Origin of the sequence: Streptomyces sp. DH12 (assembly GCF_020873895.1) — a bacterium.
Taxonomy (GTDB): domain Bacteria; phylum Actinomycetota; class Actinomycetes; order Streptomycetales; family Streptomycetaceae; genus Streptomyces.
Genome location: NZ_JAHWGT010000001.1, coordinates 24,531 through 49,114, shown reverse-complemented (window position 1 = coordinate 49,114; position 24,584 = coordinate 24,531). Strand labels below are relative to the sequence as shown.

General features: G+C 75.2%; 21 protein-coding genes. 18 read left to right on the top strand and 3 right to left on the bottom strand.

Going from position 1 to position 24,584, the window contains the following annotated elements:
- Window positions 1–29: 29 nt before the first annotated feature.
- Window positions 30–1,115, bottom strand: a complete 1,086-nt coding sequence (locus LPA54_RS00195) for an LLM class flavin-dependent oxidoreductase (RefSeq protein WP_228972973.1) — start codon at window positions 1,113–1,115, stop codon at window positions 30–32.
- A 170-nt stretch (window positions 1,116–1,285) separates the two neighbouring features.
- Entirely contained in the window at window positions 1,286–3,718 is a 2,433-nt protein-coding gene (locus LPA54_RS00190; protein ID WP_228972972.1) for an excinuclease ABC subunit UvrA, read from the bottom strand.
- A gap of 451 nt (window positions 3,719–4,169) precedes the next feature.
- Between LPA54_RS00190 and LPA54_RS00185 the strand changes: the two genes are divergently transcribed.
- The 10 genes from LPA54_RS00185 (at window position 4,170) to LPA54_RS00140 (ending at window position 16,078) form a co-directional block, all read left to right on the top strand.
- The gene (locus LPA54_RS00185; protein WP_228972971.1) at window positions 4,170–4,901 is read left to right on the top strand and encodes a hypothetical protein; all 732 of its coding nucleotides are present in this window, start codon (window positions 4,170–4,172) and stop codon (window positions 4,899–4,901) included.
- 154 nt (window positions 4,902–5,055) lie between these two features.
- Window positions 5,056–6,003: a hypothetical protein gene (locus tag LPA54_RS00180; protein ID WP_228972970.1), complete on the top strand. Its 948-nt coding sequence runs from the start codon at window positions 5,056–5,058 to the stop codon at window positions 6,001–6,003.
- 259 nt (window positions 6,004–6,262) lie between these two features.
- The gene (locus LPA54_RS00175; RefSeq protein WP_228972969.1) at window positions 6,263–7,042 is read left to right on the top strand and encodes a methyltransferase domain-containing protein; all 780 of its coding nucleotides are present in this window, start codon (window positions 6,263–6,265) and stop codon (window positions 7,040–7,042) included.
- Window positions 7,043–7,638: 596 nt separating this feature from the next.
- Window positions 7,639–9,684, top strand: coding sequence for a PhoX family phosphatase (locus LPA54_RS00170; protein WP_228972968.1), 2,046 nt, complete (start codon window positions 7,639–7,641; stop codon window positions 9,682–9,684).
- 349 nt (window positions 9,685–10,033) lie between these two features.
- On the top strand, window positions 10,034–10,774 hold the full coding sequence (locus tag LPA54_RS00165) for a class I SAM-dependent methyltransferase (protein WP_228972967.1): 741 nt from the start codon (window positions 10,034–10,036) through the stop codon (window positions 10,772–10,774).
- 2 nt (window positions 10,775–10,776) lie between these two features.
- Window positions 10,777–11,421, top strand: a complete 645-nt coding sequence (locus tag LPA54_RS00160) for a bifunctional 4-hydroxy-2-oxoglutarate aldolase/2-dehydro-3-deoxy-phosphogluconate aldolase (protein ID WP_228972966.1) — start codon at window positions 10,777–10,779, stop codon at window positions 11,419–11,421.
- A gap of 70 nt (window positions 11,422–11,491) precedes the next feature.
- Window positions 11,492–12,751 (top strand): aspartate aminotransferase family protein, encoded by a 1,260-nt coding sequence (locus tag LPA54_RS00155; RefSeq protein WP_228972965.1) that lies wholly within the window; start codon window positions 11,492–11,494, stop codon window positions 12,749–12,751.
- On the top strand, window positions 12,748–14,130 hold the full coding sequence (locus LPA54_RS00150) for an aspartate aminotransferase family protein (RefSeq protein ID WP_228972964.1): 1,383 nt from the start codon (window positions 12,748–12,750) through the stop codon (window positions 14,128–14,130). Before LPA54_RS00155 ends, LPA54_RS00150 begins: the two co-directional genes overlap by 4 nt.
- Window positions 14,127–14,948, top strand: a complete 822-nt coding sequence (locus LPA54_RS00145) for an inositol monophosphatase (RefSeq protein WP_228972963.1) — start codon at window positions 14,127–14,129, stop codon at window positions 14,946–14,948. Before LPA54_RS00150 ends, LPA54_RS00145 begins: the two co-directional genes overlap by 4 nt.
- The gene (locus tag LPA54_RS00140) at window positions 14,945–16,078 is read left to right on the top strand and encodes a Gfo/Idh/MocA family protein (protein WP_228972962.1); all 1,134 of its coding nucleotides are present in this window, start codon (window positions 14,945–14,947) and stop codon (window positions 16,076–16,078) included. Before LPA54_RS00145 ends, LPA54_RS00140 begins: the two co-directional genes overlap by 4 nt.
- 108 nt (window positions 16,079–16,186) lie before the next feature.
- Here LPA54_RS00140 and LPA54_RS00135 read toward each other — a convergent pair whose 3' ends face one another.
- Window positions 16,187–17,095, bottom strand: a complete 909-nt coding sequence (locus LPA54_RS00135) for a hypothetical protein (RefSeq protein WP_228972961.1) — start codon at window positions 17,093–17,095, stop codon at window positions 16,187–16,189.
- Window positions 17,096–17,122: 27 nt separating this feature from the next.
- Here LPA54_RS00135 and LPA54_RS00130 point away from each other — a divergent pair, with 27 nt between their 5' ends.
- The 8 genes from LPA54_RS00130 to LPA54_RS42585 all read left to right on the top strand — a co-directional run bounded on the left by LPA54_RS00130 (window position 17,123) and on the right by LPA54_RS42585 (window position 24,580).
- The gene (locus LPA54_RS00130; RefSeq protein WP_228972960.1) at window positions 17,123–17,803 is read left to right on the top strand and encodes a gluconate 2-dehydrogenase subunit 3 family protein; all 681 of its coding nucleotides are present in this window, start codon (window positions 17,123–17,125) and stop codon (window positions 17,801–17,803) included.
- The gene (locus LPA54_RS42135; RefSeq protein WP_228972959.1) at window positions 17,796–19,487 is read left to right on the top strand and encodes a GMC oxidoreductase; all 1,692 of its coding nucleotides are present in this window, start codon (window positions 17,796–17,798) and stop codon (window positions 19,485–19,487) included. The genes LPA54_RS00130 and LPA54_RS42135 overlap by 8 nt, the downstream gene beginning before the upstream one ends.
- Window positions 19,484–20,539, top strand: a complete 1,056-nt coding sequence (locus LPA54_RS00120) for a hypothetical protein (RefSeq protein ID WP_228972958.1) — start codon at window positions 19,484–19,486, stop codon at window positions 20,537–20,539. The genes LPA54_RS42135 and LPA54_RS00120 overlap by 4 nt, the downstream gene beginning before the upstream one ends.
- 230 nt (window positions 20,540–20,769) lie before the next feature.
- On the top strand, window positions 20,770–21,078 hold the full coding sequence (locus LPA54_RS00115) for an acyl carrier protein (protein ID WP_228972957.1): 309 nt from the start codon (window positions 20,770–20,772) through the stop codon (window positions 21,076–21,078).
- The gene (locus LPA54_RS00110; protein WP_228972956.1) at window positions 21,075–22,127 is read left to right on the top strand and encodes an acetylserotonin O-methyltransferase; all 1,053 of its coding nucleotides are present in this window, start codon (window positions 21,075–21,077) and stop codon (window positions 22,125–22,127) included. The genes LPA54_RS00115 and LPA54_RS00110 overlap by 4 nt, the downstream gene beginning before the upstream one ends.
- Before the next feature lie 58 nt (window positions 22,128–22,185).
- Window positions 22,186–23,256 carry a glycosyltransferase family 2 protein gene (locus LPA54_RS00105; RefSeq protein WP_228972955.1) on the top strand — a complete coding sequence of 357 codons (1,071 nt, stop codon included), beginning with the start codon at window positions 22,186–22,188 and terminating at the stop codon, window positions 23,254–23,256.
- Complete coding sequence (locus LPA54_RS00100; protein ID WP_228972954.1) at window positions 23,253–23,810, top strand: AAA family ATPase; 558 nt, start codon at window positions 23,253–23,255, stop codon at window positions 23,808–23,810. Before LPA54_RS00105 ends, LPA54_RS00100 begins: the two co-directional genes overlap by 4 nt.
- Window positions 23,807–24,580 carry a 4'-phosphopantetheinyl transferase superfamily protein gene (locus tag LPA54_RS42585; protein ID WP_228972953.1) on the top strand — a complete coding sequence of 258 codons (774 nt, stop codon included), beginning with the start codon at window positions 23,807–23,809 and terminating at the stop codon, window positions 24,578–24,580. Before LPA54_RS00100 ends, LPA54_RS42585 begins: the two co-directional genes overlap by 4 nt.
- Window positions 24,581–24,584 lie beyond the last annotated feature (4 nt).

Sequence of the window (24,584 nt, the reverse complement as noted above, 5' to 3'; positions counted from 1 at the left end):
GCCGTCCGAGCCGTCCGCACCGTGGGGGCTCAGCGCCGCTCCTCGCGGGCGCGGGCGGCCCGGGCGGCGTGGGTCGGCGCGGCCGGGACGTCGGCCGGCCTGCCGACCGCGAACTCCTTGCGCAGCACCGGCACGACCTCCTCGCCGAGGAGGTCCAGCTGCTCCAGCACGGTCTTCAGCGGCAGGCCGGCGTGGTCCATCAGGAAGAGCTGGCGCTGGTAGTCCCCCACGGCCTCGCGGAAGCCGAGGGTCCGCTCGATGACCTGCTGGGGGGAACCGACGGTCAGCGGCGTCTGCCGGGTGAACTCCTCCAGGGACGGGCCGTGCCCGTAGACGGGCGCGTTGTCGAAGTACGGCCGGAACTCGCGTACCGCGGCCTGCGAGTCGTGCCGCATGAAGACCTGGCCGCCGAGGCCGACGACGGCCTGCTCGGGCGTGCCGTGGCCGTGGTGCGCGAACCGCTGCCGGTACAGGTCGACCATCCTCCTCGTGTGCTCCTGGGGCCAGAAGATGTTGTTGTGGAAGAAGCCGTCCCCGTAGTACGCGGCCTGCTCGGCGATCTCGGGTGAGCGGATGGAGCCGTGCCAGACGAAGGGCGGCACCCCGTCCAGCGGGCGCGGGGTGGAGGTGAAGCCCTGGAGCGGCGTGCGGAAGCGGCCCTCCCAGTCGACGGCGTCCTCCCGCCAGAGTCTGCGCAGCAGCGCGTAGTTCTCGACTGCGAGGGGGATGCCCTGGGTGATGTCCTGCCCGAACCAGGGGTAGACCGGGGCGGTGTTGCCGCGGCCCAGCATGAGATCGACGCGCCCGTCGGCCAGGTGCTGGAGCATCGCGTAGTCCTCGGCGATCTTCACCGGGTCGTTGGTCGTGATCAGGGTGGTCGACGTCGACAGGATGACGCGCTCGGTGCGCGCGGCGACGTACCCGAGCATCGTGGTGGGCGAGGAGGGCACGAACGGCGGGTTGTGGTGCTCACCCGTCGCGAAGACGTCCAGCCCGACCTCCTCCGCCTTCAGCGCGATGGTCACCATCGCCTTGATCCGCTCGTGCTCGGTGGGCGTCCGCCCCGAGGTCGGGTCGGGCGTCACGTCGCCCACCGTGAAGATGCCGAACTGCACAGGATCCACCTTCGTCGTCCGTACGTGGTCGGTCGCGGGACGGCCCGTGGGTACGGTCGCGGAGCCGTGCGCCACCTCCCAGCATGCGCCTGCCGGTGCCGCCCGTGTCGGCGGCACCGACACGGGCGGCCGGATCATGTCCCCGCTCAGGGCGGCGTCCGCCCCGGCGGTCAGCGGCCGACGTACGCCGCGAGGTGCTCACCGGTGAGGGTCGAGCGGGCGGCGACCAGTTCGGCCGGGCTGCCCTCGAAGACGATCCGGCCCCCGTCGTGGCCGGCGCCCGGCCCGAGGTCGATGATCCAGTCGGCGTGTGCCATGACCGCCTGGTGGTGCTCGACGACGACGACCGACTTGCCCGCCTCGACGAGCCGGTCGAGCAGTCCCAGCAGCTGGGCCACGTCGGCGAGGTGCAGGCCGGCGGTCGGTTCGTCGAGGACGTACACGCCGCCCTTGTCGGCCATGTGCGTCGCCAGCTTGAGCCGCTGCCGCTCGCCGCCGGAGAGCGTGGTGAGCGGCTGGCCCAGGGTGAGGTAGCCGAGGCCGACGTCGGCGAGGCGGTCGAGGATCCGGTGGGCCGCGGGGGTGGCCGCCGCGCCGGAGCCGAAGAACTCCTCCGCCTCCGTCACCGACATCGCCAGGACCTCGCTGATGTCGCGGCCGCCGAGCCGGTACTCCAGCACCGACGCCTGGAAGCGGCGGCCCTCGCAGTCCTCGCAGGGGGTGGCCACGCCGGCCATCATGGCCAGGTCGGTGTAGAGGACGCCGGCGCCGTTGCAGGTCGGGCAGGCGCCCTCGGAGTTGGCGCTGAACAGGGCCGGCTTCACGCCGTTGGCCTTGGCGAACGCCTTGCGGATCGGGTCGAGCAGCCCGGTGTACGTGGCCGGGTTGCTCCGCCGCGAGCCGCGGATGGGGCTCTGGTCGACGACCACCGCGCCCGCGCCGGCGGGGAGTGAGCCGTGCAGGAGGGAGCTCTTGCCGGAGCCGGCCACCCCCGTGACGACGCACAGCACGCCGAGGGGGACGTCGACGTCGACGTCGCGCAGGTTGTGCGTGTTCGCGCCGCGGATCTCCAGGGTGCCGGTGGGCCGGCGCACCTTCTCCTTCAGTCCGGCCCGGTCGTCGTAGTGGCGCCCGGTGACGCTGCCGGAGGTCCGCAGTTCCTGGACGCTGCCCTGGAAGCAGACCGTGCCGCCGGCGGTGCCCGCCCCGGGGCCGAGGTCGACGACGTGGTCGGCGATGGCGATGACCTCCGGCTTGTGCTCGACGACGAGCACGGTGTTCCCCTTGTCGCGCAGTCGCAGCAGCAGCTCGTTCATCCGCTGGATGTCGTGCGGGTGCAGGCCGATGGTCGGCTCGTCGAAGACGTACGTGACGTCGGTGAGGGAGGAGCCCAGGTGGCGGACCATCTTCACCCGCTGCGCCTCGCCGCCCGAGAGGGTGCCCGCCGGGCGGTCGAGCGACAGGTATCCCAGTCCGATCTCCACGAACGAGTCGAGGGTGTGGCCCAGCTTGGTGAGGAGCGGCGCCACCGAGGCGTACCCGCCGCTCGGCGAGTCGGGGGAGGACCCGCCCAGGCCGCGGACCCAGTCGGCGAGGTCCCGGATCTCCATCGCGCAGGCGTCGGCGATGCTGATGCCGGCGACCTTCGACGCGCGGGCGCCCTCGCTGAGCCGGGTGCCGTCGCACTCGGGGCAGGTGGTGAAGGTGACGGCCCGCTCCACGAACGCCCGGATGTGCGGCTGCATCGCCTCCTTGTCCTTCGACAGGAACGACTTGTGGATCTTGGGGATCAGCCCCTCGTAGGTGAGGTTGACGCCGTTGACCTTGACCTTGGTCGGTTCCCGGTGGAGGAAGTCCCGCATCTCCCTCTCCGTGTACTCCCGGATCGGCTTGTGCGGGTCGAGGAAGCCCGACTCGGCGTAGACGCCGACGGTCCACACGTTGTCGGACTTCCAGCCGGGGATGGTGAACGCGCCCTCGGCGATCGACTTGGAGTCGTCGTACAGCTGGGTGAGGTCGATGTCGGAGACCGCGCCGCGGCCCTCGCAGCGCGTGCACATGCCGCCGGTGCGCTCGAAGGTGGCCTTCACCGCCTTCCTGGCGCCGCGCTCCACGGTGATCGCGCCGCTCGCCCGGACCGAGGGGACGTTGAAGGCGTACGCGCTGGGCGGGCCGATGTGCGGTTCGCCGAGGCGGCTGAAGAGGATGCGCAGCATCGCGTTGGCGTCGGTGGCGGTGCCGACGGTGGACCGGGGGTCGGCGCCCATGCGCTGCTGGTCGACGCTGATCACGGTGGTCAGTCCGTCGAGCACGTCCACCTCGGGCCGCGCCGGCGTCGGCATGAAGCCCTGGACGAAGGCGCTGTAGGTCTCGTTGATGAGCCGCTGGGACTCCGCGGCGATCGTGTCGAAGACGAGGGAGCTCTTGCCGGAGCCGGAGACGCCGGTGAAGACGGTCAGCCGTCTCTTCGGGATCTCGATGCTGACGTCCCTGAGGTTGTTCACACGCGCCCCGTGCACACGGATCGTGGCGTGGCGGTCGGCGGCGTGCGGCGCGTCCTGGCGGGCGTCCGTCGCCGTGGCCCTGCTCGTGGCCCTGCTCATGGTGTCTCCCTCGGTGTGCGGAGCCGGCCCGCCGTCTTCCCCGGGCGCCCCGCGGGTCGGTCCTGATCCCTGCGAGCGGTGGGCGCCCCGCCGTGCCCGGCCCCGCCGTGTCCCCCGCGGGCGGCGGCGCCGGGGTAGAAAGACCGGGACGGTGGCCGGGTCGTCGTGCGAGAGGAGAGTTTCGGGTGACGGGTGATGCCCACGGGGGCCAGGGTAGGTGCGGTCGGGTGGCCCGCGCTTCTCCCTTTCTGATCACTTCCGGTCGTCCCGGTCTTCCCGGTCCTCCCCGTCGTTCCGGTGCCCGGTGGGGCGGCGGACCCGGGGGCGCCGCCGGGAGGCCGTGCGCGCGCCGCCCCGGTGGGGATCTCCGCGCGACCACCGACCGTTGTACTCGCGGAGAGAGCGTTCCGTGCACGCGCGGCCGCGCCGCCCACGCGATGAGGAGGACCCCATGAACGCCGCCGGAGAACGACGGCAGCAGCTCGACGCGGCCAGCGTCCTCAACGCCAAGAGGACCCTCGTCCAGCTCCTCGGCCGCGCCGGGGTCTACGCCGGCGACGCGGAGGAGCTGGTGGGGCTGGTCGAGGCCGGCGCCCTCTCCCTCGCGGGCGACGAGGTGGCGGGCGTCGCGCGGGACGCGCCGGCGGAGAAGGGCGCGTTGTACGAGTCGGGCTGGCTCGACGGGGCGCGCGCCGCCGCCGACCGCCTCGGCGACCTCGCCGAGCGGGCCCTGCGGGACGCCGTCGCCCGCGACACCTCGGCTGTCGCGCAGGACGCCCGGCCGCCCGTCGGACGGATGGAGGTGGAGCGGGCGAAGGTGGCGGTCGTCCCCCTGTACCTCTCGTTCACCGCCCCCTCCGACCTCGACCCCGAGGTGACCGACCAGGTGCTCACCGCCGTCCTCGGCACCATGGGCTCCCGGCAGCGGGCCGGGTACGCGGGGTCCCTGACGGAGTTCGCCGCCGAGCACCACCGGCGCCTGGAGAAGCTGTACGCGACGTACGGGCCCGGCAGTTCCGTCGCGGTCCACGGCCGCTACTCGCTCATCCACTCCCCCACCAGCGTCGCCGTCCTGGAACGCCTCGGCGCGGCGCCGTCCGCACTGCGGGAGGAGTGGGACGCGGCCGAACTGCCGCCCGCCTGGCTGGAGGGACTCGCGACGGCCTGGGGGTCCCCCGCCTGACCGACGACGGGGAGGGGCGGGCCGCGTCGGGGCGGGTGGCCGGCCGCCGGTCGGGGCGGGTGCCGGTCACGGCCGGTGCCTGTCGCCGGTGGGGGCGCGCGGACTCCGACGGGGTGGCGGCGGCGGGCGCGGAGGCGGCCGTTAGCCTGCTCGGATGAGTGAGACGACCGGTGACGACCGCCATCTCCCACCCGCGCCGACCGGGGCGGCCGCCGTCCATCTGACGGGCGTCTGGTTCGTCGGCTGCGTGCTCACGGCGGTGCACTTCCAGGCGGCGCTGCTCACCCTCTTCGCCGGGGGGTGGGGGGTCTTCGCCGTGGTGCCGGTCGTCGTGGTGCCGCCGGCCGTGGCCCTGCTGGCGGTCCTCGGCAGGACGGCCCGCCTCCTCGTTCCGCTCGTCCGCCGGCGGCGCGGCACCTGGCGGTGGGCCGCGGTCGTGTACGGCCTGGGCACGGCCGGCGCGGCCGGCGCCGTCGCGGCGGACCTGTCCACCGGCGGACGCGGGGGCCCGCTCGTCTTCGCGGCCGGCGGGGCCTGCTACGCGCTGGCCGCCGCGTCCCTCCTGCCGGGCGCGCGGGCGCGGGCGGCGACGCTCGGGGCGGCGGTCCTCCTCGTGGCCGCAGGCGCGTACGCCGTGTGGGACGCCTCGCGCCCGCCCACGCTCGACGCCTGGCTCACCGCCCACCGCGTCGACCGCGAGTTGCTGCGCGTCGGCGACGCGCCCCGGGGGCACGCGCTGCAGGTCCTCGGTGCGAGCGGGGACGGGTTCGGCGTCGCGTACGAGCGGCCCGGGTCGCCGGGGCTGCACCTCGCGGTGGCCCGCGCCGGAGCGGACACCGGGCGGGTCGACGCGCGCGGCTGCCCCGTCCCGTACGGCGGTACGGTGCGCTGCTCCGACGACGCCGGGGGGCGGTTGCTGGTGACGTACGAGGACGGCGACGCCCGGCGGGAGCTGCGCCTCGAACGGGACGGGCTGGCGTACACGGTGACCCTCCGGGGCGCGGACGGCGATCTGGCCGGTGCCCGGCACGTCCTGTCCACGCTCCGACCCGCCACCGCCGCCGAGCTGGCCCCGCTGCGGGAGTTCGCGATGCCGCGGTGATCCGTACGCGTCCGCCCCTCGGGCCGGCCGGGCGGTGCGGCGGGCTGCCGGTCGGCGGGGACGATGGCGGGGGGGCGCGGGGGCGGGGTGGTGTGCGGGGGGTTCCCGTACGCCCCCGCGGGTGCCTCCGTACGCGCCCGTCCCCTCCGTGTCGGCGGGCCCGTGCCGTGGCAGTGTGTCACCGACCGTCAGTGAGCGGGCCGGTGGGCCGGAGCGGTCGCGCCACCGCCGGACCCCGGCAGGAAGGGACGACGCGCAGGTGTCAGCGCGGAACATCGCACAGCTCGGGGGCCTCCACACGGCGCAGGAGGCGTACCGGGACGCCTTCGGCCGGTTCCTCGCCGGGACCGACGAGAAGGACCGGACCCACCTCTACCTCGACCGGGTGGTGCGGGCGCTGCCCGCCCGCCGCGTGCTCCTGGACATCGGGGCCGCCGACGGCACGACGACCCGGCACCTGGCGCCGTCCTTCGAGCGGACCGTCTGCATCGAACCGAGCGAGCCCATGCGGCGCGTCCTGGCGCGGGCGTGCCCCGGCGCGCGGATCGTGCCCGAACCCGTGCTGGAGGCCGAGCCGGACGTCGCCGCCGACCTCGCCCTCCTGTCCCACGTCCTCTACTACGTGCCCCGCGCGCAGTGGGCGGCGGCGGTCCTGCGCGCCCTCGGGTGGCTGGCGCCCGGCGGCACCCTGGTCGTGCTGATGCAGCAGCCCGACAACGCCTGCATGACCATGGTCCGGCACTTCACGGGGAGCCGGTTCGACCTGCGGGAGTTGGCGGAGGAACTGGCGGCGGGGCCCGACCCGGTCGGGGACGTGCGCCTGGACACCGTGCCCGCGTGCTTCCGCAGCGCCGACCTGGAGGAGACCGTGGACGTGGCGGGCTTCCACCTCAGCGTCCCCGCCGGCGCGCCGGCTGGCGGCACGCCGGCGCGGGCCGAGGTGCGGGAGTACGTGCGGAGCCACTTCACCGACGCCGACGGCGGGTACACGATCCGGCACGACCAGGACGCCTTGCGCCTGACGCGCCCGGGCGGCTGACGGCCCGTCGACCGCGTCCACGCCGACGGGCGGCGGGCGGCGACCGGCGGGCCGCGGGCCCCTCCCGCCCCGCGCGGTGGGGGCCCGTGCGTCGCGCGGGGGCCGGCCGCGTCGGCTCGCGCCCCGGAGGGGGAAGCGCTCGCCGGGCGGGAGGACCGGCGGGAAGCCGGTCCCCGGTGTGGGAGGCGAACAGGCCATGCGCCGTCCCGGCGCCCGCCGCGCGCCCCTGACGGCCGTCCCCGCGGCGGTCCCGGCCGACCGCCCCGCCGGCCGGGGGCGGATCGTGCGGGGGTGGCGCGTTCCCCGTGGTCGCCGCGCCGTCCTGGCCCCGACGGACACCACCGCCCCGGCCGCGGGAGCCGTCCGGGCCGTCCCCCGCGCCGGGGGCCAACGCCCGCCGAATACGCGGGCGGTCGATAATTTCCGGACACACGCGCTTGCCGGTTCCCTCTTTGGTACACGCTCTGAAAGTTCCCGTCACACGCGTATCCGGCGCATATCCAGAAGGCATGATTGTCGCCTTCTCGGGGCTCATGCATACTGACGACGAAGTGAGTTCAGGCACCCTGAGAGATTCCCGAGGAAGGAACGTCGGCGTGTCCTCCCGGCAACTGCCCCTCCTGGCCACCCACCGCCCCACACCGCACCCCCCGGACACCTGCGCCTACAAATGCGGGAACGCGTGCGCCCGTGACGCGCCGAACACCTCCGGGAATACCTACTTCGGCGACGTCCTGCGCGCGGCCCTCTCCCGCAGATCCTTACTCGGCGGCGGCGCCCTCGCCCTGGTGCCGCCGGCCGTCCTCGCCACCTCCACCCCGGCATCGGGGCTCCACCCGCGCGCACGGGAGACGAGCGGGTGGGACTTCACACCGGTACCGCCCGACGCGGGAGACCGCGTCACGGTCCCGGCGGGGTTCACACACGAGGTGCTCATCGGGTGGGGCGACCCGGTCCTGCCAGGGGCGCCGCCCTTCGACTTCGACCACCAGACCGAGGCCGCGCAGGCGCGGCAGTTCGGGGTGAACAACGACTACTGCGCCCTCGTCCCGCTGCGGGGCGGCGGGCGGTGGCTGATGGTCTCCAACCACGAGTACGCCACCGAACCGCTGATGTTCCCCGACTGGGACCCGGCCGCCCCCACCGAGGCGCAGGTGCGGACGGCGTGGGCGGCGTACGGGCTCTCCGTGGTGCTCGTGGAGCGGGGCCGCGACGGACGGCTGCGCGCCCGGGTGGACGGCCGGTGGAACCGCCGGATCACCCTGCGCACACCGTTCGAGGTGCGCGGCCCCGCGGCCGGGTCTCCGCTGCTGCGCACGGCGGCCGACCCGGACGGGACGCGCGTGGTGGGCACGATGGCGAACTGCTCGGGCGGGACGACGCCGTGGGGCACGGTCCTGTCGGGCGAGGAGAACGTCCACATGCCGTTCGCGCACGCCGACCGGGTGGCGGATCCGCTGGTACGGGAGGGGCTGCGACGGTACGGCTTCCCCGAAGGGCCCTCCCCGCGCGGCTGGGAGGTCCACGACGCCCGCTTCGACCTGTCCCGCGAGCCGCACGAGGCGCACCGGTTCGGGTGGATCGTGGAGGTGGACCCGCTGGAACCGGACTCGGTGCCCGTCAAGCACACGGCGCTGGGCCGCTTCAAGCACGAGGGGGCCGACGTCTCGGTCGCCCCCGACGGGCGCGTCGTGGCGTACATGGGGGACGACGAGCGGTTCGAGTACGTCTACAAGTTCGTCTCCGACGGGCGCGTGCGCCCCGGCGGCGACCCGTCGGACCGCGCGCACAACAAGCGGCTCCTGGACTCGGGGACCCTCTACGTCGCCCGGTTCACCGGGGACAGCCCGCCGGAGGAGGCAGACGGGTCGGGCGGGCTCCCCGCCGACGGCGCGTACGACGGCACGGGCCGGTGGATACCGCTCGCGCACGGCCGCCGCAGCTTCGTGCCCGGCATGAGCGCGGACGAGGTGTACGTCTTCACCCGGACCGCCGCCGACCGGGTGGGCGCCACGCCGATGGACCGGCCCGAGGACGTGCAGCCGCACCCGGTGACGCGCCGGGTCTACGCCGCCCTCACCAACAACGACCACCGCGGCTCGCCCGGCCTGCCCGGCCCCGACGAGGCCAACCCCCGCTCCGGCAACCGCGACGGGCACGTCCTGGAGCTGTGCGAGCGCGGGGACGACCCGACCGCCGAACGCTTCACCTGGCGGCTGCTCCTGGTGTGCGGCGACCCCGAGTCCCCCGGGACGTACTACGCCGGCTTCGACAAGAGCCGGGTCAGCGCGATCTCCTCCCCCGACAACCTCGCCTTCGACGCGCACGGCAACCTCTGGATCGCCACCGACGCGAGCGGCCGGGGCGGGCGCAACGACGGCCTGTACGTGGTACCGCTGAGCGGCCCCGAACGCGGCCGGGTGCGGCGCTTCCTCACGGTGCCGACGGGGGCGGAGTGCTGCGGTCCGGTGATCGGACCCGACTTCGTGCTCGTCTCCGTGCAGCATCCGGGGGAACTGCCCGGCGCGAGCCCGCAGCGGCCCGCCTCGCACTGGCCGGACGGGGGCGCGGCCCAGCCGCGGGCCGCCGTCGTGGCGGTGCGCCGCACGGACGGCGGACCGGTGTCCAGACCCGGCCGGTAGCGCGCCGCCGACGGCGGAAAAGAACGCGTCGCTTTCGCGCCACACCGAACCATCGTCGCCAAAGGCGGCCCGTCCGCTTGCCTCGACAGCCCCCCGGGTAACTATGGTTCAACGGCCAACCGGATCACGCCGCGTTCGTCGGCAGGCGGCCCGGCCCGGTATTCACGCCGGGGATCCGCGCCCCCTCGACGTGTCATCACGTGCGACGACCGCCGCCCCCGACATCCCGTCGCAACAAAATACCCGGAATGCATTTCCGGGAGTTGTCCGGCACGAATGAGCCCTGCCCGGACGGGGCCGCCGTGCGTCTTTCTCCGCCATGAGTGAGTGGGTGACAGTGCAGTCGTCTGTGAACTTTTCGCCGGCCGCCGATTTCTACGACAAGACGCGTGGAGGTGAGGCCCGCGGCCGGCGCATCGCGCCGGCCATCGCCGAGCGCACCGCGAAGGACCGGCTGGTCCTCGACGCGGGCATGGGCACCGGCGTGGTGGCCCTCGCCCTGACCGACCTCGGGTACTCGGTCGTGGGCATCGACCTGTCGCACTCCATGCTCACCAAGGCGGTGGGCCGCGTCGGCCACACGGTGGCCGCCGCGTCGCTGACCGCGCTGCCGTTCGGCCCGGAGACCTTCTCGCAGGTGTACAGCGTGTGGGTGACGCACGTCGTGGGCGACCTGCGCAAGGGCCTGTCGGAGGTGCACCGGGTGCTGGAGCCGGGCGGGCGGTACGTCGTCGTCCCCGGCATGATCCTCTTCGACGACCACCCGGTCAGCAGGATCATGGAGGAGATCCAGTCCCGCACCGCGGAGGCCGACGACCGCGCCGAGCGGATCGTGCCGCTCGCCGAGTCGGTCGGCTTCACCGCCGTGGAGGTCGGCGAATTGGAGGCGGCCACCCACGAGCACAGCCCGGAGCAGATCGCCTCCGGCCTCGAACAGCGCATGCTCTACCACCTGTGGGCGGTGGACGACGCGGTCTTCGACGAGCAGGTCGCGCCCCTGGTGCGGGAGCTGCGCGCGCTGCCCGACCCCGAGAAGCCGGTGACCCGGCGGACCCGGCGCCAGATCGTCGTCCTCGAGAAGCGGGGGTGACCATGACCGGGGAGCACCGCGTCGACCTCGCCGCCGAAACGGCCGGCACACCGCTGATCGCCATGCTGACCGAGCCCGAGTCGCCCGCGGTGCCCGCCGTGACGGAGGAACTCGGCAAGGCGGGGATCCGGGCCGTCGAGATCACCCTCACCTCCCCCGGCGCGCTCGACTCCCTTCGCCTGGCCGTCGCCACCGGCGCCGCGCTGGTGGGCGCCGGCACCGTCCGCGACCGGGAGACCGCCCGGCGCGCCGTGGACGCCGGGGCGCACTACCTGCTCACCCCCGGCGTGCTGCCGGACGTCCTGGACGAGGCCGGGGCGCTGGGCGTGCCGGTGGTGTGCGGCGCCTTCACCACGACCGAGGTGATGGAGGCGTGGCGGCTCGGCGCCGCGCTGGTGAAGCTGTTCCCGGCGCGGCTGGGCGGACCGGCGTACCTGGCGTCGCTGACCATGGCCTTCGGGGACATCCCCCTCGTGCCCACCGGCGGCATCACCGCCGACGACCTCGTCGACTACTTCGCGGCGGGCGCCCACGCCGCGGCGCTGGGCCGACCGCTGGTCGGCGACGCGCTGCACGGCGGGGACCTCGCCGGCGTACGGCACCGCACCACCGACCTCCTCGACCGGGTGCGGGCGGCCCGGGCCTGAAGTCCCCTCCCCTCGCCGCCCGCCCCTCCCCGGGGTGCACGCCCCGCCGCTCTCGACGAAAGGGAGACCCTTGGGTCTGGACCGCTCCTTCGCACTGGACCGCCGGGCCGAGCGGATCGACGCTCTGGCCGCCAAGCGAAAGAAGGTGATCGCCTCCGACCAGATGATCGAGGGCCACTACCCGGTCTTCGCCGACCGGGCACACGGGGCCCGCTTCTGGGACGTCGACGGCAACGAGTACCTCGACTTCTTCCTGTCGTACGGCACCGTCATCCTCGGCCACGCCGACCCGGACGTGGACGAGGCGGTGGTGCGCGAGATCCGGCGCGGCTTCGCCACCGGGCTGATGAAGCCGGTGCAGACGGAGCTCGTCGAGGAGCTCCTGGACGTCGTGCCGGGCGCCGAGATGGGCATGCTGCTGAAGACCGGCTCGGACGCGACCGCCGCGGCCGTGCGGCTGTCCCGCGCGTTCACCGGCCGCGACCGGGTGGTGCGCTGGGGGTACAACGGCTGGCACGACTGGTGCGCGCAGTGGGACCACGGCATCCCGGCCGTCAGCCGGGCCCTGGTCGACACCTTCACCTACAACGACCTGGACTCGCTGCGGGAGGTCTTCGAGCGGCACCCCGGGCGGATCGCCTGCCTGGTGATGATGCCGTTCATGGTGGAGCGCCCCGCGCCTGGCTTCCTGGAGGGCGTGCGGGAGCTGACCCGCGAACACGGCACGCTGCTGGTCTTCGACGAGATCAGGTCGGGCTTCCGGATCGCGCTCGGCGGCGCCCAGGAGCACTACGGCGTGACCGCCGACCTGGTGACGCTGAGCAAGGCCTTCGCCAACGGGTACGCCATCTCGGCGCTGACCGGGCGGGCCGACGTGCTGCGGACCCTGGACTCGGTGCACATCTCGTCCACCTACTACGCCAACGCCGACGCGATGGCCGCCGCCCTGGCCACCGTCCGCAAGCTGCGCTCCGGTGACCACCTGAAGCGGGTGTGGCTGATGGGCGAGCGGCTCCAGGCGGGACTGGCGGCGCTGGTGGAGGAGTTCGGGGCGCCGATCGAGGTGGTGGGCCACCCGCCGATGCCGTTCCTCGACTTCGCCTTCGGCGACGAGGACGACAACCAGCGGGCGAAACGATCCTTCTACGCGGCCACGATCCGCGAGGGCGTCTTCCTCCACCCCAACCACCACTGGTTCGTCTCGGCGGCGATGACGGACGACGACATCGACACGGCGGTCGGCGCGGCGCGGCGCGGCTTCGAGGCGCTCGCCGCGGACGGCCGGCTGCCCCGGGACGGGGAACGGCGGAAGGGGAACGGGGCGATATGACCGACGACGGGAACCTGCCGGGCGTGCCGCCGGGGAGCGGCGCGCCCGGCGCGGACCACGGGTGGGGGATGCTGCGCCCGCGGACCCGGAGCGAGGCGCACTGGGCCGAGGAGCAGGAGGTGATCGGGCCGGGCCTCCAGGCGGTCATGCTGCTGTCGCGGTTGTGCGTGGCGGCCGCGGACGGCGCCGAACTCGTCGACGTCGACGGCAACCGCCTCATCGACTTCCAGGGCGCGGGCGGCGTGAACTCCCTGGGCCACGCGGAGCCGCGCTTCACCGCGGCCCTCGCCGAGGAGCTGACCCGCGCCACGGCCGGCGCCTTCGGCAGCCCCGCCCGGCTCGACATGGTGCGGGCGCTGCGCGACTTCCTGCCCGAGGAGCTGGACACCGTCCAGCTGTACAGCGGCGGCACCGAGGCGGTGGAGGCGGCGCTGCGGCTGGCCAAGTCCGTCACCGGCGGGCACGAGTTCCTCTCCTTCTGGGGCGGCTTCCACGGCAAGACGATGGGGAGCCTGGCGCTGACCGCGGGCGCGCGCTCGGGGCTCGGACCGCTGCCGCCGGGGTACTTCTCCGCCCCGTACGCCAACTGCTACCGCTGCCCGTTCAAACTGACCGCGCCCTCCTGCGGCTTCGCCTGCGTGGAGCACGCCCGCGACGTGATCAAGGAGAACTCGACCGGGGCGCTCGCCGCGATCGTGGTGGAGCCGGTGCAGGGCCGGTCGGGCAACGTGGTCCCGCCGCCCGGCTACCTCACCGCCCTCGGCGAGGTGGCGCGGGAGTTCGACGCGCTGCTCGTCGCGGACGAGATGATGACCGGTTTCGGCCGCACCGGCGCCGCCTTCGCCTACCAGCACGAGGAGGCCCGGCCCGACGTTCTCACCGTCGGCAAGGGCATGGGCGGCGGCTACCCCGTCACCGGGGTGATCGCCGCCCGGGAGACCATGGCGGCGGCGCCCTTCTCCGAGCCCAGCGCCAGCTCCTCCAGTTTCGGCGCCTTCCCGATGGCGTGCCGGGCCGTCGCCACGACCACGACCGTCCTCACCGACGACAAGCTCGTGGAGAACGCCGCCGAACGCGGCCGCGAGATGCTCCACCGGTTGGCCGACCTGGTGGAACTCGCGCCGCTCGTCGGCGACGTGCGCGGCGCGGGGCTCGCCCTCGGCATCGAGCTGGTGGCGGACAAGGCGACCCGGGAGCCGGCGCCGAAGAGCGTCGTCCAGCGGGTCTACCTGCAGCTGATGGAGGCGGGCGTCCTCGTCATGCTCGGCGGCAACACGCTGCGGCTGTACCCGCCGCTCACCCTCGGGCGGGAACAGGCCGAGACGGCCGTGGGGATCATCCGCGAGACCCTGCTGCGCGCCACCGGGGGCGAGGGGTGAGCGCCGTCCTCGACCTCGACCGCCTCACCGCGACGGCGGCCCAGGCGGCGGCGGTGGCGGCCAGGGAGCTGCTGCGCCGGCGCGGCACCCGCGTCGCGGTGCGCACCAAGGAGGGCGACGCGCCGGTGAGCGACGCCGACCTGGCGGCCGAGCACCACGCGCTCGCCATCCTGCGCGCGTACACGCCGGAGTACGGGATCGTCTCCGAGGAGAGCGACCCGGTCGGGCCCGGCGACGGCCGGCCGACGTGGATCGTCGACCCGCTCGACGGCACCACCAACTACCTGCGGGGGCTGCCCGACTACGCGGTGGCGCTGGCACTGGTCGTGGAGGGCCGCACGCTGCTGTCGCTGATCCGGCTGCCCGAGTCCGGCACCGTCTTCCGGGCGGCGGCCGGCCAGGGCGCGTACCGCGACGGCGTGCCGCTGCGGCTGCCCGCGGCCCCGCCCGGCGGACGACCTCTGGTGGGCACGGGGTTCGGCACCGACGGCGTGGTGCGGGGCAGCCAGCGGTCGGTGGCCGACCGGCTGCTCAACGCCGGCTTCGAGATCCGGGAGCCGGGCAGCGCCTCCACGGGGCTGTGCCGGGTCGCGTCGGGGGCGTACGACGGCTATCTGGAGTTCGGCATCGGGGTGTGGGACACGGTGCCCGGGGCGCTGCTGGTCGCGGAGGCCGGCGGGGTCGTCACCGGCTGGGGCGGCGGCCCGTTCACGCCCCGCCTCGGCCATCTGGTGGCGGCGGCCCCCGCCGTGCACGGGGAGCTGGTCGAGGCCGGCGGGCCCTGCCCGCCCGTCGCGGCCCCGGGAGGAGCGGCATGAGCGGCACGGCGATCGGCGGGAGCGGCGCGGATGACGCCGGGGGCGCGAATGTCCTGAGCGGTGCGGGCGGCGCGGGGGGCGCGGCGCGGACCGTGCCGCCCGTCCCGGTCGGCCGGGGGGCGACGGTCGCGGTGGCCGTCGTCGGCTTCGGGACCGCGGGCGGGGCCCGGCTGAGCGGGTACGGTTCCGTGCCCGGCGCGGAGGTGGCCGCCGTGGTGGACCCGTCGCCGGAGCGGCGGGCCCAGGCCGCCCGGCTGCTGCCGCACGGCCGGGTCCTGGCCTCGCTCGACGAGCTGACGGCACCCGGGGGGCCGGCGGTGGACGTCGTCGACGTGTGTACGCCGCCGGCCTTCCACGGGCCGCTGACCCGGGCCGCGCTCGCCGCGGGGCTCCACGTCGTGTGCGAGAAGCCGGTGGCGGCGCGGGGCGCCGAGGCCCGGGAGCTGACCGCGCTGGCCGCCGCCCGGGGCCGGTTGCTGTTCCCGTCGCACAACTACGGGACGTCGCCGCTGATGCGGACCCTGCGGGAGGCGGTGGACGGCGGGGTCGGGCGGCTGGAGTCCGCGACGTTCCGCGTCCTGCGCGACCGCCACGCGCGCGGCGTGCCCGGGTACGCGCCCGACTGGCGCCGCTCCCCCGACCTGGCGGGCGGCGGCATCCTGCTGGACCACGGCACGCACTGCGTCTACATGGCGCTGCGGCTGTTCGGGCGGGCGCCGGTGAAGCTCTCCTGCGACGTGGAGCGCCCCGGCGGGGACCCGTCGGCCGTGGACGAGGCGGCCCGGCTCCGGCTCGACTTCGGGGACGCGCGCTGCGACATCGAGCTGAGCTGGATCAGCGGCGAGCGGTCCAACCACTACTCCGTCAGCGGCTCCTCCGGGTGGCTGCGCGTCGACGACGGGGAGGTGTCGGCCCGTACGGCGGCCGGGCCCTGGCGGCGGTCCCTCGTCTCGCCGAGCAAGGACCAGACGCACCTGGAGTGGTTCGCGCCGATGTACGAGGACTTCCGGCGGGTGTTGGCGGACCCCCTCCTGTGGGACGGCCCCGCCCGGGAGATCGTCGACACGGCCCGGGTCGTGGAGGCGGCCTACGCGTCGGCGGACGCGGGCGGCCGCCCGGTGCCGGTGTGACCCCCGCGGCGGAGCCGGTGCCCGGCGACGGGCCGGGGCCCGCGGGGCCCCGGCCGGCGCTCCGGTCGGGGCCCCGGGGGCCGGAGGGCCGGGCGGGGCCGCGCGGGGTCAGCCGCCCGCCCCGATGGCACGGGCCAGCAGCGGTCCTTCCTCGGTCAGGTTGTCGAAGGTGGTGGAACGCTCGTGGGACGCGAAGTAGTGGCAGATGACCCGGTCGTCGATGGCGGGCAGCCATTCCAGGCGCCCGGAGCGGTAGGGCTCGCCGAGATCGCGCGTCCGCCCCCCGCCCAGCCGGCCGCCGAGCAGGGAGTACGACATCTGCGTGACGTAGCGGGGCGCGAAGCTGATCTCGCGCGGCAGGGAGGCGAGGGTCCGCTCCAGGAAGTCCGCGTCGAAGAAGGCGGCCGTGTCGGCGGCGGCGAACCCGCAGCACATGTACGGCACGTACGGGGTGCCCGGCAGGTGGTCGGCTATCCAGTGCACGCCCTGCGGCTCCCACCCGAACTCGGGCGAGTAGAGGAAGGCGGGGCGCCGGTCGGGCGCGGCGGCGGCCCACTCGACGAGGACGTCCGGGCGGGACAGGAACACCACGTCGCTGTCCATGCTGACCACCGAGGGCGCCTCGCTGAGCAGGAAGTAGTCGACCAGTTGGAGGATCCGGACGTTGTTGCGGCGCACCGCGGCGAGCGTGGGGTGGTCCGCGAGGAGCCGCTCGACCCGCCGGTCGGCCTCGGCGCGCGGGACGATCCGGGCGTCGGGCACGTGCCGGCGCAGCCGCTCGGTGTCGCGCGGGGTGAGCGTGCCGTCGTCGTGCACCACCGGCGTCACCTCCGGCCAGAAGCGGGCCAGCGACTTGGCGGCGAAGAGGTAGAGCGGCACGTGGTCGGAGGAGACGAGGCTGTGCACCTCCACTCCGTGTCCGCCGGTGAAGCGGGGCGCCTTCGTGGCGAGCAGCCGGCGGGTGAGCGCGAACGCGTCCCGCGCGCTGTCGGCGGCGACGGCTCCGGACTGACTCATACGGGTCTCCTTGACCGAAGGGCAAACATGGACGAACACCATGATTACCATCAAATTCCCACAGCGGTAGGGGAGTCGGCGCCGGGTGGGACGGGATGGCTGTTCTTCGCCCCGCACGAGGCGGACGTGGTCCGCGAGGCGATGGCCCTCCTCGTCCCGGGCCCGGCCGACGCGCCGGGCGAGCCCGGCCCCGGCGCCCGCGAGGCCGACGCCGTCCGGTACGCCGACCGGCTGCTCGGCGCGTTCGCCGCGGAGCCGCCGCTGGTGTACGCCTCCGGCCGCGCGGACGGTTCGTTCCTCGCCCTCTCCCCCGCCCAGCGGGTGGGCTGGCTCCGCCGCGTCGACGCTCTGCGCCGGGCCTACCGCGCCGGGGTCGCGGCGCTGGACCGGCTCGCGGACGGCGACTTCGCGGCGGCCCCGGTGGAGGTCCGGCACCGGGCGCTCGGCGACGGCGGGGTGGCGGCCTTCCGCGACCTGCTCTTCGACCACGCCGTCGAGGGGACGTACGGCGACCCCGTCTACCGGGGCAGGCCCCGGCAGGCCGGCCCGACGCCGCTGGGCCTGCCCGGCGTCGGCGCCCCCGCGGCCGCCGGGCCCGACCCGGTGGCGCCGTACGAGGGGGAGGGCGCCGACCCCGTCGCCGTCCTCGCGCGCCACTTCGCGGAGGCGGCCCGGGCGCTCGCCTCCTCGGGGGGCTTCGGTGGCTGAGCGGGCGGTGGTCGTGGGCAGCGGGCCGGGCGGCTCGGTGGCCGCCATGGTGCTGGCCGAGGCCGGTTGGGACGTCACCGTCCTGGAGCGCGGCCCCGACCACTTCGAGGACCTGCGGGAGCCGGCGCCGCGCCACGCCTTCTCCACCGACGAGATCAAGGGCCCGGTCCGGGGCTTCGAGTACCCCGACCCGCTCGCCGAGCCCCGCGTGTACGACGACCGCGCGTTCCCGGGCCCGCCCTCCACCGGGTTCGTCAACGCCCTGCCCGCGGCGGTCGGCGGCGGCTCGGTGCACTGGGACGCCAAGACGCCCCGGCTGTGGGACCTCGACTTCGCCAAGCGGTCGGCACTGGGGCCGCTGCCGGACGCCGACGTCGTCGACTGGCCTTTCGACTACGCCGAACTCGCCCCGTACTACGACGAGACCGAGGCGCTCCTCGGCGTGCAGGGCGACCGGGCCGCGCTGCCGGCGGTGACGCTGCGGCACTCACCGCGCGCGCGGGACTTCCCCATGCCGCCGGGCCCGGACCAGACCTCGTCGGTACGGGTCGCGGAGGCCGCGCGGACGCTGGGTCTGCACCCCTACCCCCTGCCGATGGCCGCCAACTCCCGCCCGTACGGCGGGCGTCCGGCGTGCACCGACTGCGGGGCCTGCTGCGGCTACGGCTGCCCCAACCAGTCGCGCGGCAGCGCCCTGTCCGCCCTGCGCCGGGCCGTGCTCGCCGGGGCGCGGGTGGTTCCGCTGGCCACGGCCGTCGAGGTGCGGCACGGCGGGCGGCGGGCGCGCGGGGTCGTCTACGCGGACGCCGCGGGCCGCCGCGCCGAGCTGCCCGCCGACCGGGTGGTGCTCGCCGGGTCGGCCGTGGAGAGCTGCCGGCTGGCGCTGCTGTCGGGGCTGCCCGACCCGTCGGGGCTGCTGGGGCGGCACCTGATGTTCCACTGGTACTCCGTCGCCTACGGGCTGTTCCTCGGCGAGCGGGTGCGCTCCGCGCGCGGCCGGAACATCACGCACGCCCTGGACGACTTCGCCGACCCCGACCACCCGGGTGCCCGCGGGGCGGCCCGCGCGGCGGGGCTGGCGTACCTGCGGGGCGGGGTGGTGGAGCTGGGCGGGGGGCAGCCCGGTCCCGTGCAGGAGGGCCACCTGTACCGGCGGCTCCTGCCGAGGCTGGCGGGGACTCCGTACGGCCGCGCGTTCCGGCGGCTGATGCGCGAGAGCCCCCTGCGGGACCGGCTGCTGGGGGTGCAGATGCACGGGGAGGACGTCTCCCAGCGGGAGAACCGCGTCGCGCTCGACCCGACCGTGCGGGACTGGCTCGGGGTGCCCGTGCCGCGGATCTCCTGGGCGCCGCACGCCCACGAACTGGCCGCCCAGCGCTTCTACCTGCCGCGCCTGGCCGAGCTGCTGCGCGCGGCGGGCGCCGACGCGGTGGCCGCGGTGCCGGAGACCCGCTCCCGGGCCTTCCCGCGCGAGCCGGGCGCCGTGCCCGGCAACTTCCACACGCTCGGGGGGCTGCGGATGAGCCACGACCCGCGCACCGGCGTCACGGACGGCGTGGGCCGGATGCACGCGCTGGACAACGTCTTCGTCGCCGACGGCGGCCTCTTCCCCACCTCCGGGGCGCACAACCCGACCCTGACGATCATGGCCACCGTGCTGCGCAACACGAGGAGGACGACGTGACCGACGCGACCGCCGAGGGCACCCGCCCCTACGGCTTCGACCCCGCCAACGCGCTGGGCTGGAAGAACATCGGCCTGGACGGGCTGGGGTGCTTCCTCCGCTCGGTGGAGGCGGTCCTGATGCACCACGGGTACGGGGCCGGGGCGGTGGCGCGCGGCCTGGCCGTCCCGCTCGACCTGGTCCGGCGCGGCGAGTGGTACGGCCCGGCGAGCGAGTTCCCCGCCTGCGCGGTCCGCTGGCACCTGGCGGACATCGGTGCCGGCCGGCGCCAGTGGCCGCGGGTGGCCGAACTCCTGCGCGCCGGGCGGCCGGTGGTGCTCATGCCGGACGGGCACCACTGGCCGGGCGACGACCACGAGGGCAGGGAGCACTACCACCACCACATGGTCCTCGCGCACCGGCTGGACGCGGACGGGCTGCACCTGCTGGACACCGACGCCCCGGCCGAGCACGGCCACCGGCGGGTCCTGCCCGTCACGGACGCGCTGGCCGAGGCGTGCACCCGGTACGCGGTGGTCGAGCGGATCGCCCCGCCCGACGACCGGCGCCCGGAGGCTCTGGCGGAGGGCCTCGTACCGGCCTCGCTCGCCCCCCTCGCCGAGGACGTCGCCGAGCTGCGCGCCTTCCACGGCGAGGTGTGGTCGGGGGCGCGGCTGCCGCTGCTGCTGGCCAAGGGCATGGACGTGTGGGTGCTCGGCGACGTGCAGCCGCAGCTGTTCCTGCTGGGCCACGCGCTGGCCGGGGCGGAGGACCCGCGTACGGGCGAGGTGTCGGCGGCGGCGCTCGCGGCGGCGGCCCGGGCCCAGAAGCTGGGACTGCTGCTGCTGGGGCTGCACCGGTTCCGCTCCGAGGGGGTGTACGCGATGGCGCACGAGGAGATCGCCGTGCTGGCGGACGCGCTGGAGGAGCTGCTCGGCGCCCTGTGCCGGTACGCGGGCGCCCGACGGCCGACGGCGGCGGGGGACGGGACGCGGCTCGTGCGGCGGCTGCGCGGCGAGGCGCAGTGGTGCTTCGGGGAGGGCCGGCCCCTGCCCGCGCTGTCCTTCGCCTGAGGCACCCGGGCGGTCTCGCGCCCAGCGCGCCACAACCCGGGGAAAACACCTGCGGAAACCTTGCGGAAAACACTCCGGAAAACCCGGGGCCGCACGGTCGGGTCCGCATTCCCTGAATGTTCCGTGAAGCATTGTCGATACCTTTTGGCAAACGTTTGACAGTGACGACTGATCGACTTAACGTGTGGCCTGGATCCCGCGTCGCCACACCGCGAACAGAGGAGCTGAGCATGGCCATGAGCAGCGGAAACGGCACCGGAGCAGCGGATCGTACGGTCATACTCGACGAGGTTCGCACGGTTCTCGTCGAGCAGTGCGAAACGCCGCACGAGGTGGCCGGGGATCTCGCCGAGAAAGACCCCATGAGTCAGCTCGGACTGGATTCCATCACCCTGGCCTATGTGTTCACGCATTTCGAGCAGAAGCATGACCTGACCTTCGAGAACGACGACATCGACCCGCTGCGGTACACCACGGTCGGCGACCTCGTGGACGTGCTCGCCGCCCGCGTGTCCGAGGCCGCCGCGGAGGCCCGGTGACCGCATCCGCCGCCACCGCCCACGGCGGTCCGCCGCCGGGCGCCGACACGGACGCCGCGGCCCCCGACGACCGGCTGCTGATGGACACCTTCATGGCGCAGTACCGGCTGCCGGCGGTCGCGGCCGCGGACCGCCTCGGCCTGTTCGCGGCGCTCGACGAGTCCCCCGCGGGCGCCGGCGAACTGGCCGCGTCACGCGGTCTCGACCGGCACGCGACCTCCGTCCTGCTGGAGTTCCTCGCCGCCCTCGGGTACCTCTCGGTGCTCGGCGGCCGGTATCACCCGACACCGTCCACCCGCGCGTTCCTGCTGCCGGGCACCGCGCCCTACTGGGGGCCGATGCTCGGGCTCGGCTGGGACGAGCGGTGCGCCGCCGTACGCGCCCTGGTCACCACCGGCAGCCCGCAGGGCTACCGGGGCAAGGGCATCTGGGAGACCCACGAGCGGTCCCCGCGCCACGGCGAGCGGTTCGCCCGCGCCATGCACGCCCACTCCGCCGCGCCCGCCGCCGCCCTCGCCGCCCGGCTGGACCTGGCCGGGTGCGGGACGCTGCTGGAGGTGGGCGGCGGCGTCGGGACCTTCGCGACGGCCCTGGCGCGCCGCAACCCGCACCTGCGGGCCACCGTGCTGGACCTGCCCGTCGTGGAGCGGGAGGCCCACCGGCTCATCGCCGGGGCGGGCCTCGCCGACCGGGTCCGGCTGCGCGCCGGTGACATGTTCGCCGAGCCGTGGCCGGGCGGGCAGGACCGGGTGCTCTTCGCCGACGTGCTCAGCGACTGGGACGACGAACGGTGCGGGGCCCTGCTGGAGCGCGCCCGCGCCTGCCTGTCCGCCGACGGCCGGCTGCTGGTCCACCAGGTGGTGCCCGACGACGCCGCCCGCCTCTCCCCCACCGTCGCCGGCTACTCGCTGGCCCTGGCGGTGATGACCGGCGGCCGGCTGCGCACGCTGCCCGAGCTGGCCGGCCTCCTCGCGAAGGCGGGCTTCGACGACTGCGCCGCCACCCCGGTGTACGGCCACTACGCACTGATCACGGCACGGCCCGCATGACGCCGTCCCGGCCGGCCACAGGCCGCCCCGACGCCCGCACCCGAACGGGAGACACCCCATGAACTCGCCCAGCTCGCCCGGTTCGCCCCGCGTCACCGCCATCATCACCAGCCGCGAGCGGTTCTCCTACGCCGAGGAGTCCCTCCGCAGCTTCCACGCCCACACCGACGTCCCCTGCCGGGTCGTGTACGTCGACGTCAACTCCCCCCGGGAGCGCTGGGAGCGGCTGCGCCGGCTGAGCGACGTCCACGGCTTCACCGCCGTCCGCGTGAACAAGTACGTCTCGCCGAACTGCGCCCGCAACATCGGGCTGCGCTACGCGGAGGGCGAGTACGTCGTCTTCCTCGACAACGACGTGGAGTACACGCCCCACTGGCTGGAACCGCTGATCGCCTGCGCCGACGAGGAGAAGGCCGCCATGGTCGGCCCGCTCTACCTGCACGGGCCGCTGGAGGAGCGGACGGTCCACATGGCCGGCGGGGACATGGAGTTCACCGGGGTGTGGGGCACCCGCGACTTCACCCAGACCCAGCGGTACTTCATGAAGCACGTCTCCGAGCTGCCCGACGAGGCGCTGCGCCGCCAGGCGTGCGACATCATCGAGTTCCACTGCGCCCTCGTGCGCCGCTCGGTGTTCGAGCAGGTCGGCGGGATGGACGAGGGACTGCTGACCACCCGTGAGCACCTGGACTTCAGCCGGCGCGTCCTCGACGCGGGCGGCTCGGTGTGGTTCGAGCCCAAGTCCGTGATCACCTACCGGATGCCGCCGCCCTTCGCCCTCACCGACCTGCCGTACTTCATGCTCCGCTGGAGCGACGCCTGGACGGCGGAGACGCTCAAGCACTTCGCCGCCAAGTACGGCATCAAGCCCAGCTACGTGGAGCGGGTCGCCAAGAACCGCAAGGGCCGCCAGTGGCTGCTGTTCGAGCAGATCAAGCAGTACCTGCCGGACGCGCTGGGCCCGACCGGCACCAAGGCGGTCAAGCGGGTCTTCCAGAAGGTCGAACCGGTCGGCAACCGGCTGCTGGTGGAGCTGATGGCGCTGCGCGACCGGCCGCTGGACTGGCAGGTCCACCACGGCACCGGTCTGGCCGAGCCCGAGACGGCCCCCGCCGGCGCCGCCCGGTGACCGCCCGCCCCCCGGCCGGGCCCCGCGTCGTCGTCGTGACGGGCATCCCCGGCAGCGGCAAGTCCACCGTGGGGGCCCTGCTGGCGCGCCGCTTCGAACCCGCCGTCCTCATCGAGGGCGACGTGCTGCGCCGGATGGTGGTCACCGGCCGCGCGGAGATGGCGCCGGACCCCTCCCCGGAGGCCCTGCGCCAGTACGGCCTGCGGCTGAACCACCTGGCGCTGCTGACCCGTTCGTACGCGGCCGAGGGGTTCACGGTGGTCGCCGAGGACAACCTGCTGGGCGAGTACCTGGAACGGTTCACCGGCCTCCTCGCGGACGTGCGGCCGTGCCACGTGGTGGTGCTGGCGCCCGGCCCCGAGGCGGTGCTGCGCCGGGACGCGGGCCGCGCCCACCAGGCGTACGACGGGCCGGGGTGGGGGGCGCGCGAACTGGACCGGGTGTTCCGACGGGACACCGCGCGGATCGGCCTGTGGCTGGACACGGGCGGGCAGGAGCCGGAGGAGACCGTCCGGGAGATCCTGGAGCGGCTCGACGAGAGCGCGCTGCCGTGACGCCCGCGGCCCGCCCCGGCGTCGACGTGCACCAGGCCCTGGTGAGTGCCGCGGCCGTCCACCGCTGCGCCGGGCTCCTGGACGCCGCCGAACGGGACCGGGCCGCCCGGCTGCCGGCCCCGGCCGCCGCGCGGTTCACCGTGGCCCGCGGACTGCTGCGCTCGGTGCTCGCGGACCGGCTGGGCGTGCCGCCGGGGCGGGTGTCCCTCACCGCGCGCTGCCCGGGGTGCGGCGGGGCCGGCCACGGCCCGGTCCGGCTCACCGCGCACCACGGCGGTGGCGACCGTGACGGGTACGGCGGCGCGGCGGGTGACGCCGGGTGGGCCCTGTCGGTCGCGCACTCGGGGTCGCTCGTCGCCGTCGCCGTCGGACACCGGGCCGGGCCGGTCGGCGTCGACGTGGAGACCGCCGAACGCGCCGAGCACATCGAGGAGCTGGCGCCGCGGCTGTTCCGCCCGGACCAGCGGGACCGGCTCGCCCGGCTGCCCGCCCCGGCCCGGCGGGCCGCCCTGCTGCGGGCCTGGACGGGCGCCGAGTCCTACGCCAAGGCGACCGGCACCGCCCTGGGCCGCGCCCTGGCCCGCGTCGACGCGACGGTCGACACCGGGGGCCGCGTGGCGGTGGCCGCGCCGGACCGCCTGGCGGGCTGGTCGGTACGGGCGGTACCGGCCCGCGCGCCCGGCTACGCCGCCGCCGTGACGGCCCGGCACGGCACCCGGGTGCGCACGCACCCGCGCACGGATCTGACGGCCGGCCCGCCGGCCGGCTGAGGCA

Bases quoted from the DNA above. Each gene is read 5' to 3' on its own strand.
- LPA54_RS00160 (WP_228972966.1), top strand. From the start codon at position 10,777: ATGACCGGGGAGCACCGCGTCGACCTCGCCGCCGAAACGGCCGGCACA.
- LPA54_RS00190 (WP_228972972.1), bottom strand. From the start codon at position 3,718: ATGAGCAGGGCCACGAGCAGGGCCACGGCGACGGACGCCCGCCAGGAC.
- LPA54_RS00130 (WP_228972960.1), top strand. From the start codon at position 17,123: ATGGACGAACACCATGATTACCATCAAATTCCCACAGCGGTAGGGGAG.
- LPA54_RS00180 (WP_228972970.1), top strand. From the start codon at position 5,056: ATGAGTGAGACGACCGGTGACGACCGCCATCTCCCACCCGCGCCGACC.
- LPA54_RS00140 (WP_228972962.1), top strand. From the start codon at position 14,945: ATGAGCGGCACGGCGATCGGCGGGAGCGGCGCGGATGACGCCGGGGGC.
- LPA54_RS00105 (WP_228972955.1), top strand. From the start codon at position 22,186: ATGAACTCGCCCAGCTCGCCCGGTTCGCCCCGCGTCACCGCCATCATC.
- LPA54_RS00115 (WP_228972957.1), top strand. From the start codon at position 20,770: ATGGCCATGAGCAGCGGAAACGGCACCGGAGCAGCGGATCGTACGGTC.
- LPA54_RS00150 (WP_228972964.1), top strand. From the start codon at position 12,748: ATGACCGACGACGGGAACCTGCCGGGCGTGCCGCCGGGGAGCGGCGCG.
- LPA54_RS00185 (WP_228972971.1), top strand. From the start codon at position 4,170: ATGAACGCCGCCGGAGAACGACGGCAGCAGCTCGACGCGGCCAGCGTC.
- LPA54_RS00135 (WP_228972961.1), bottom strand. From the start codon at position 17,095: ATGAGTCAGTCCGGAGCCGTCGCCGCCGACAGCGCGCGGGACGCGTTC.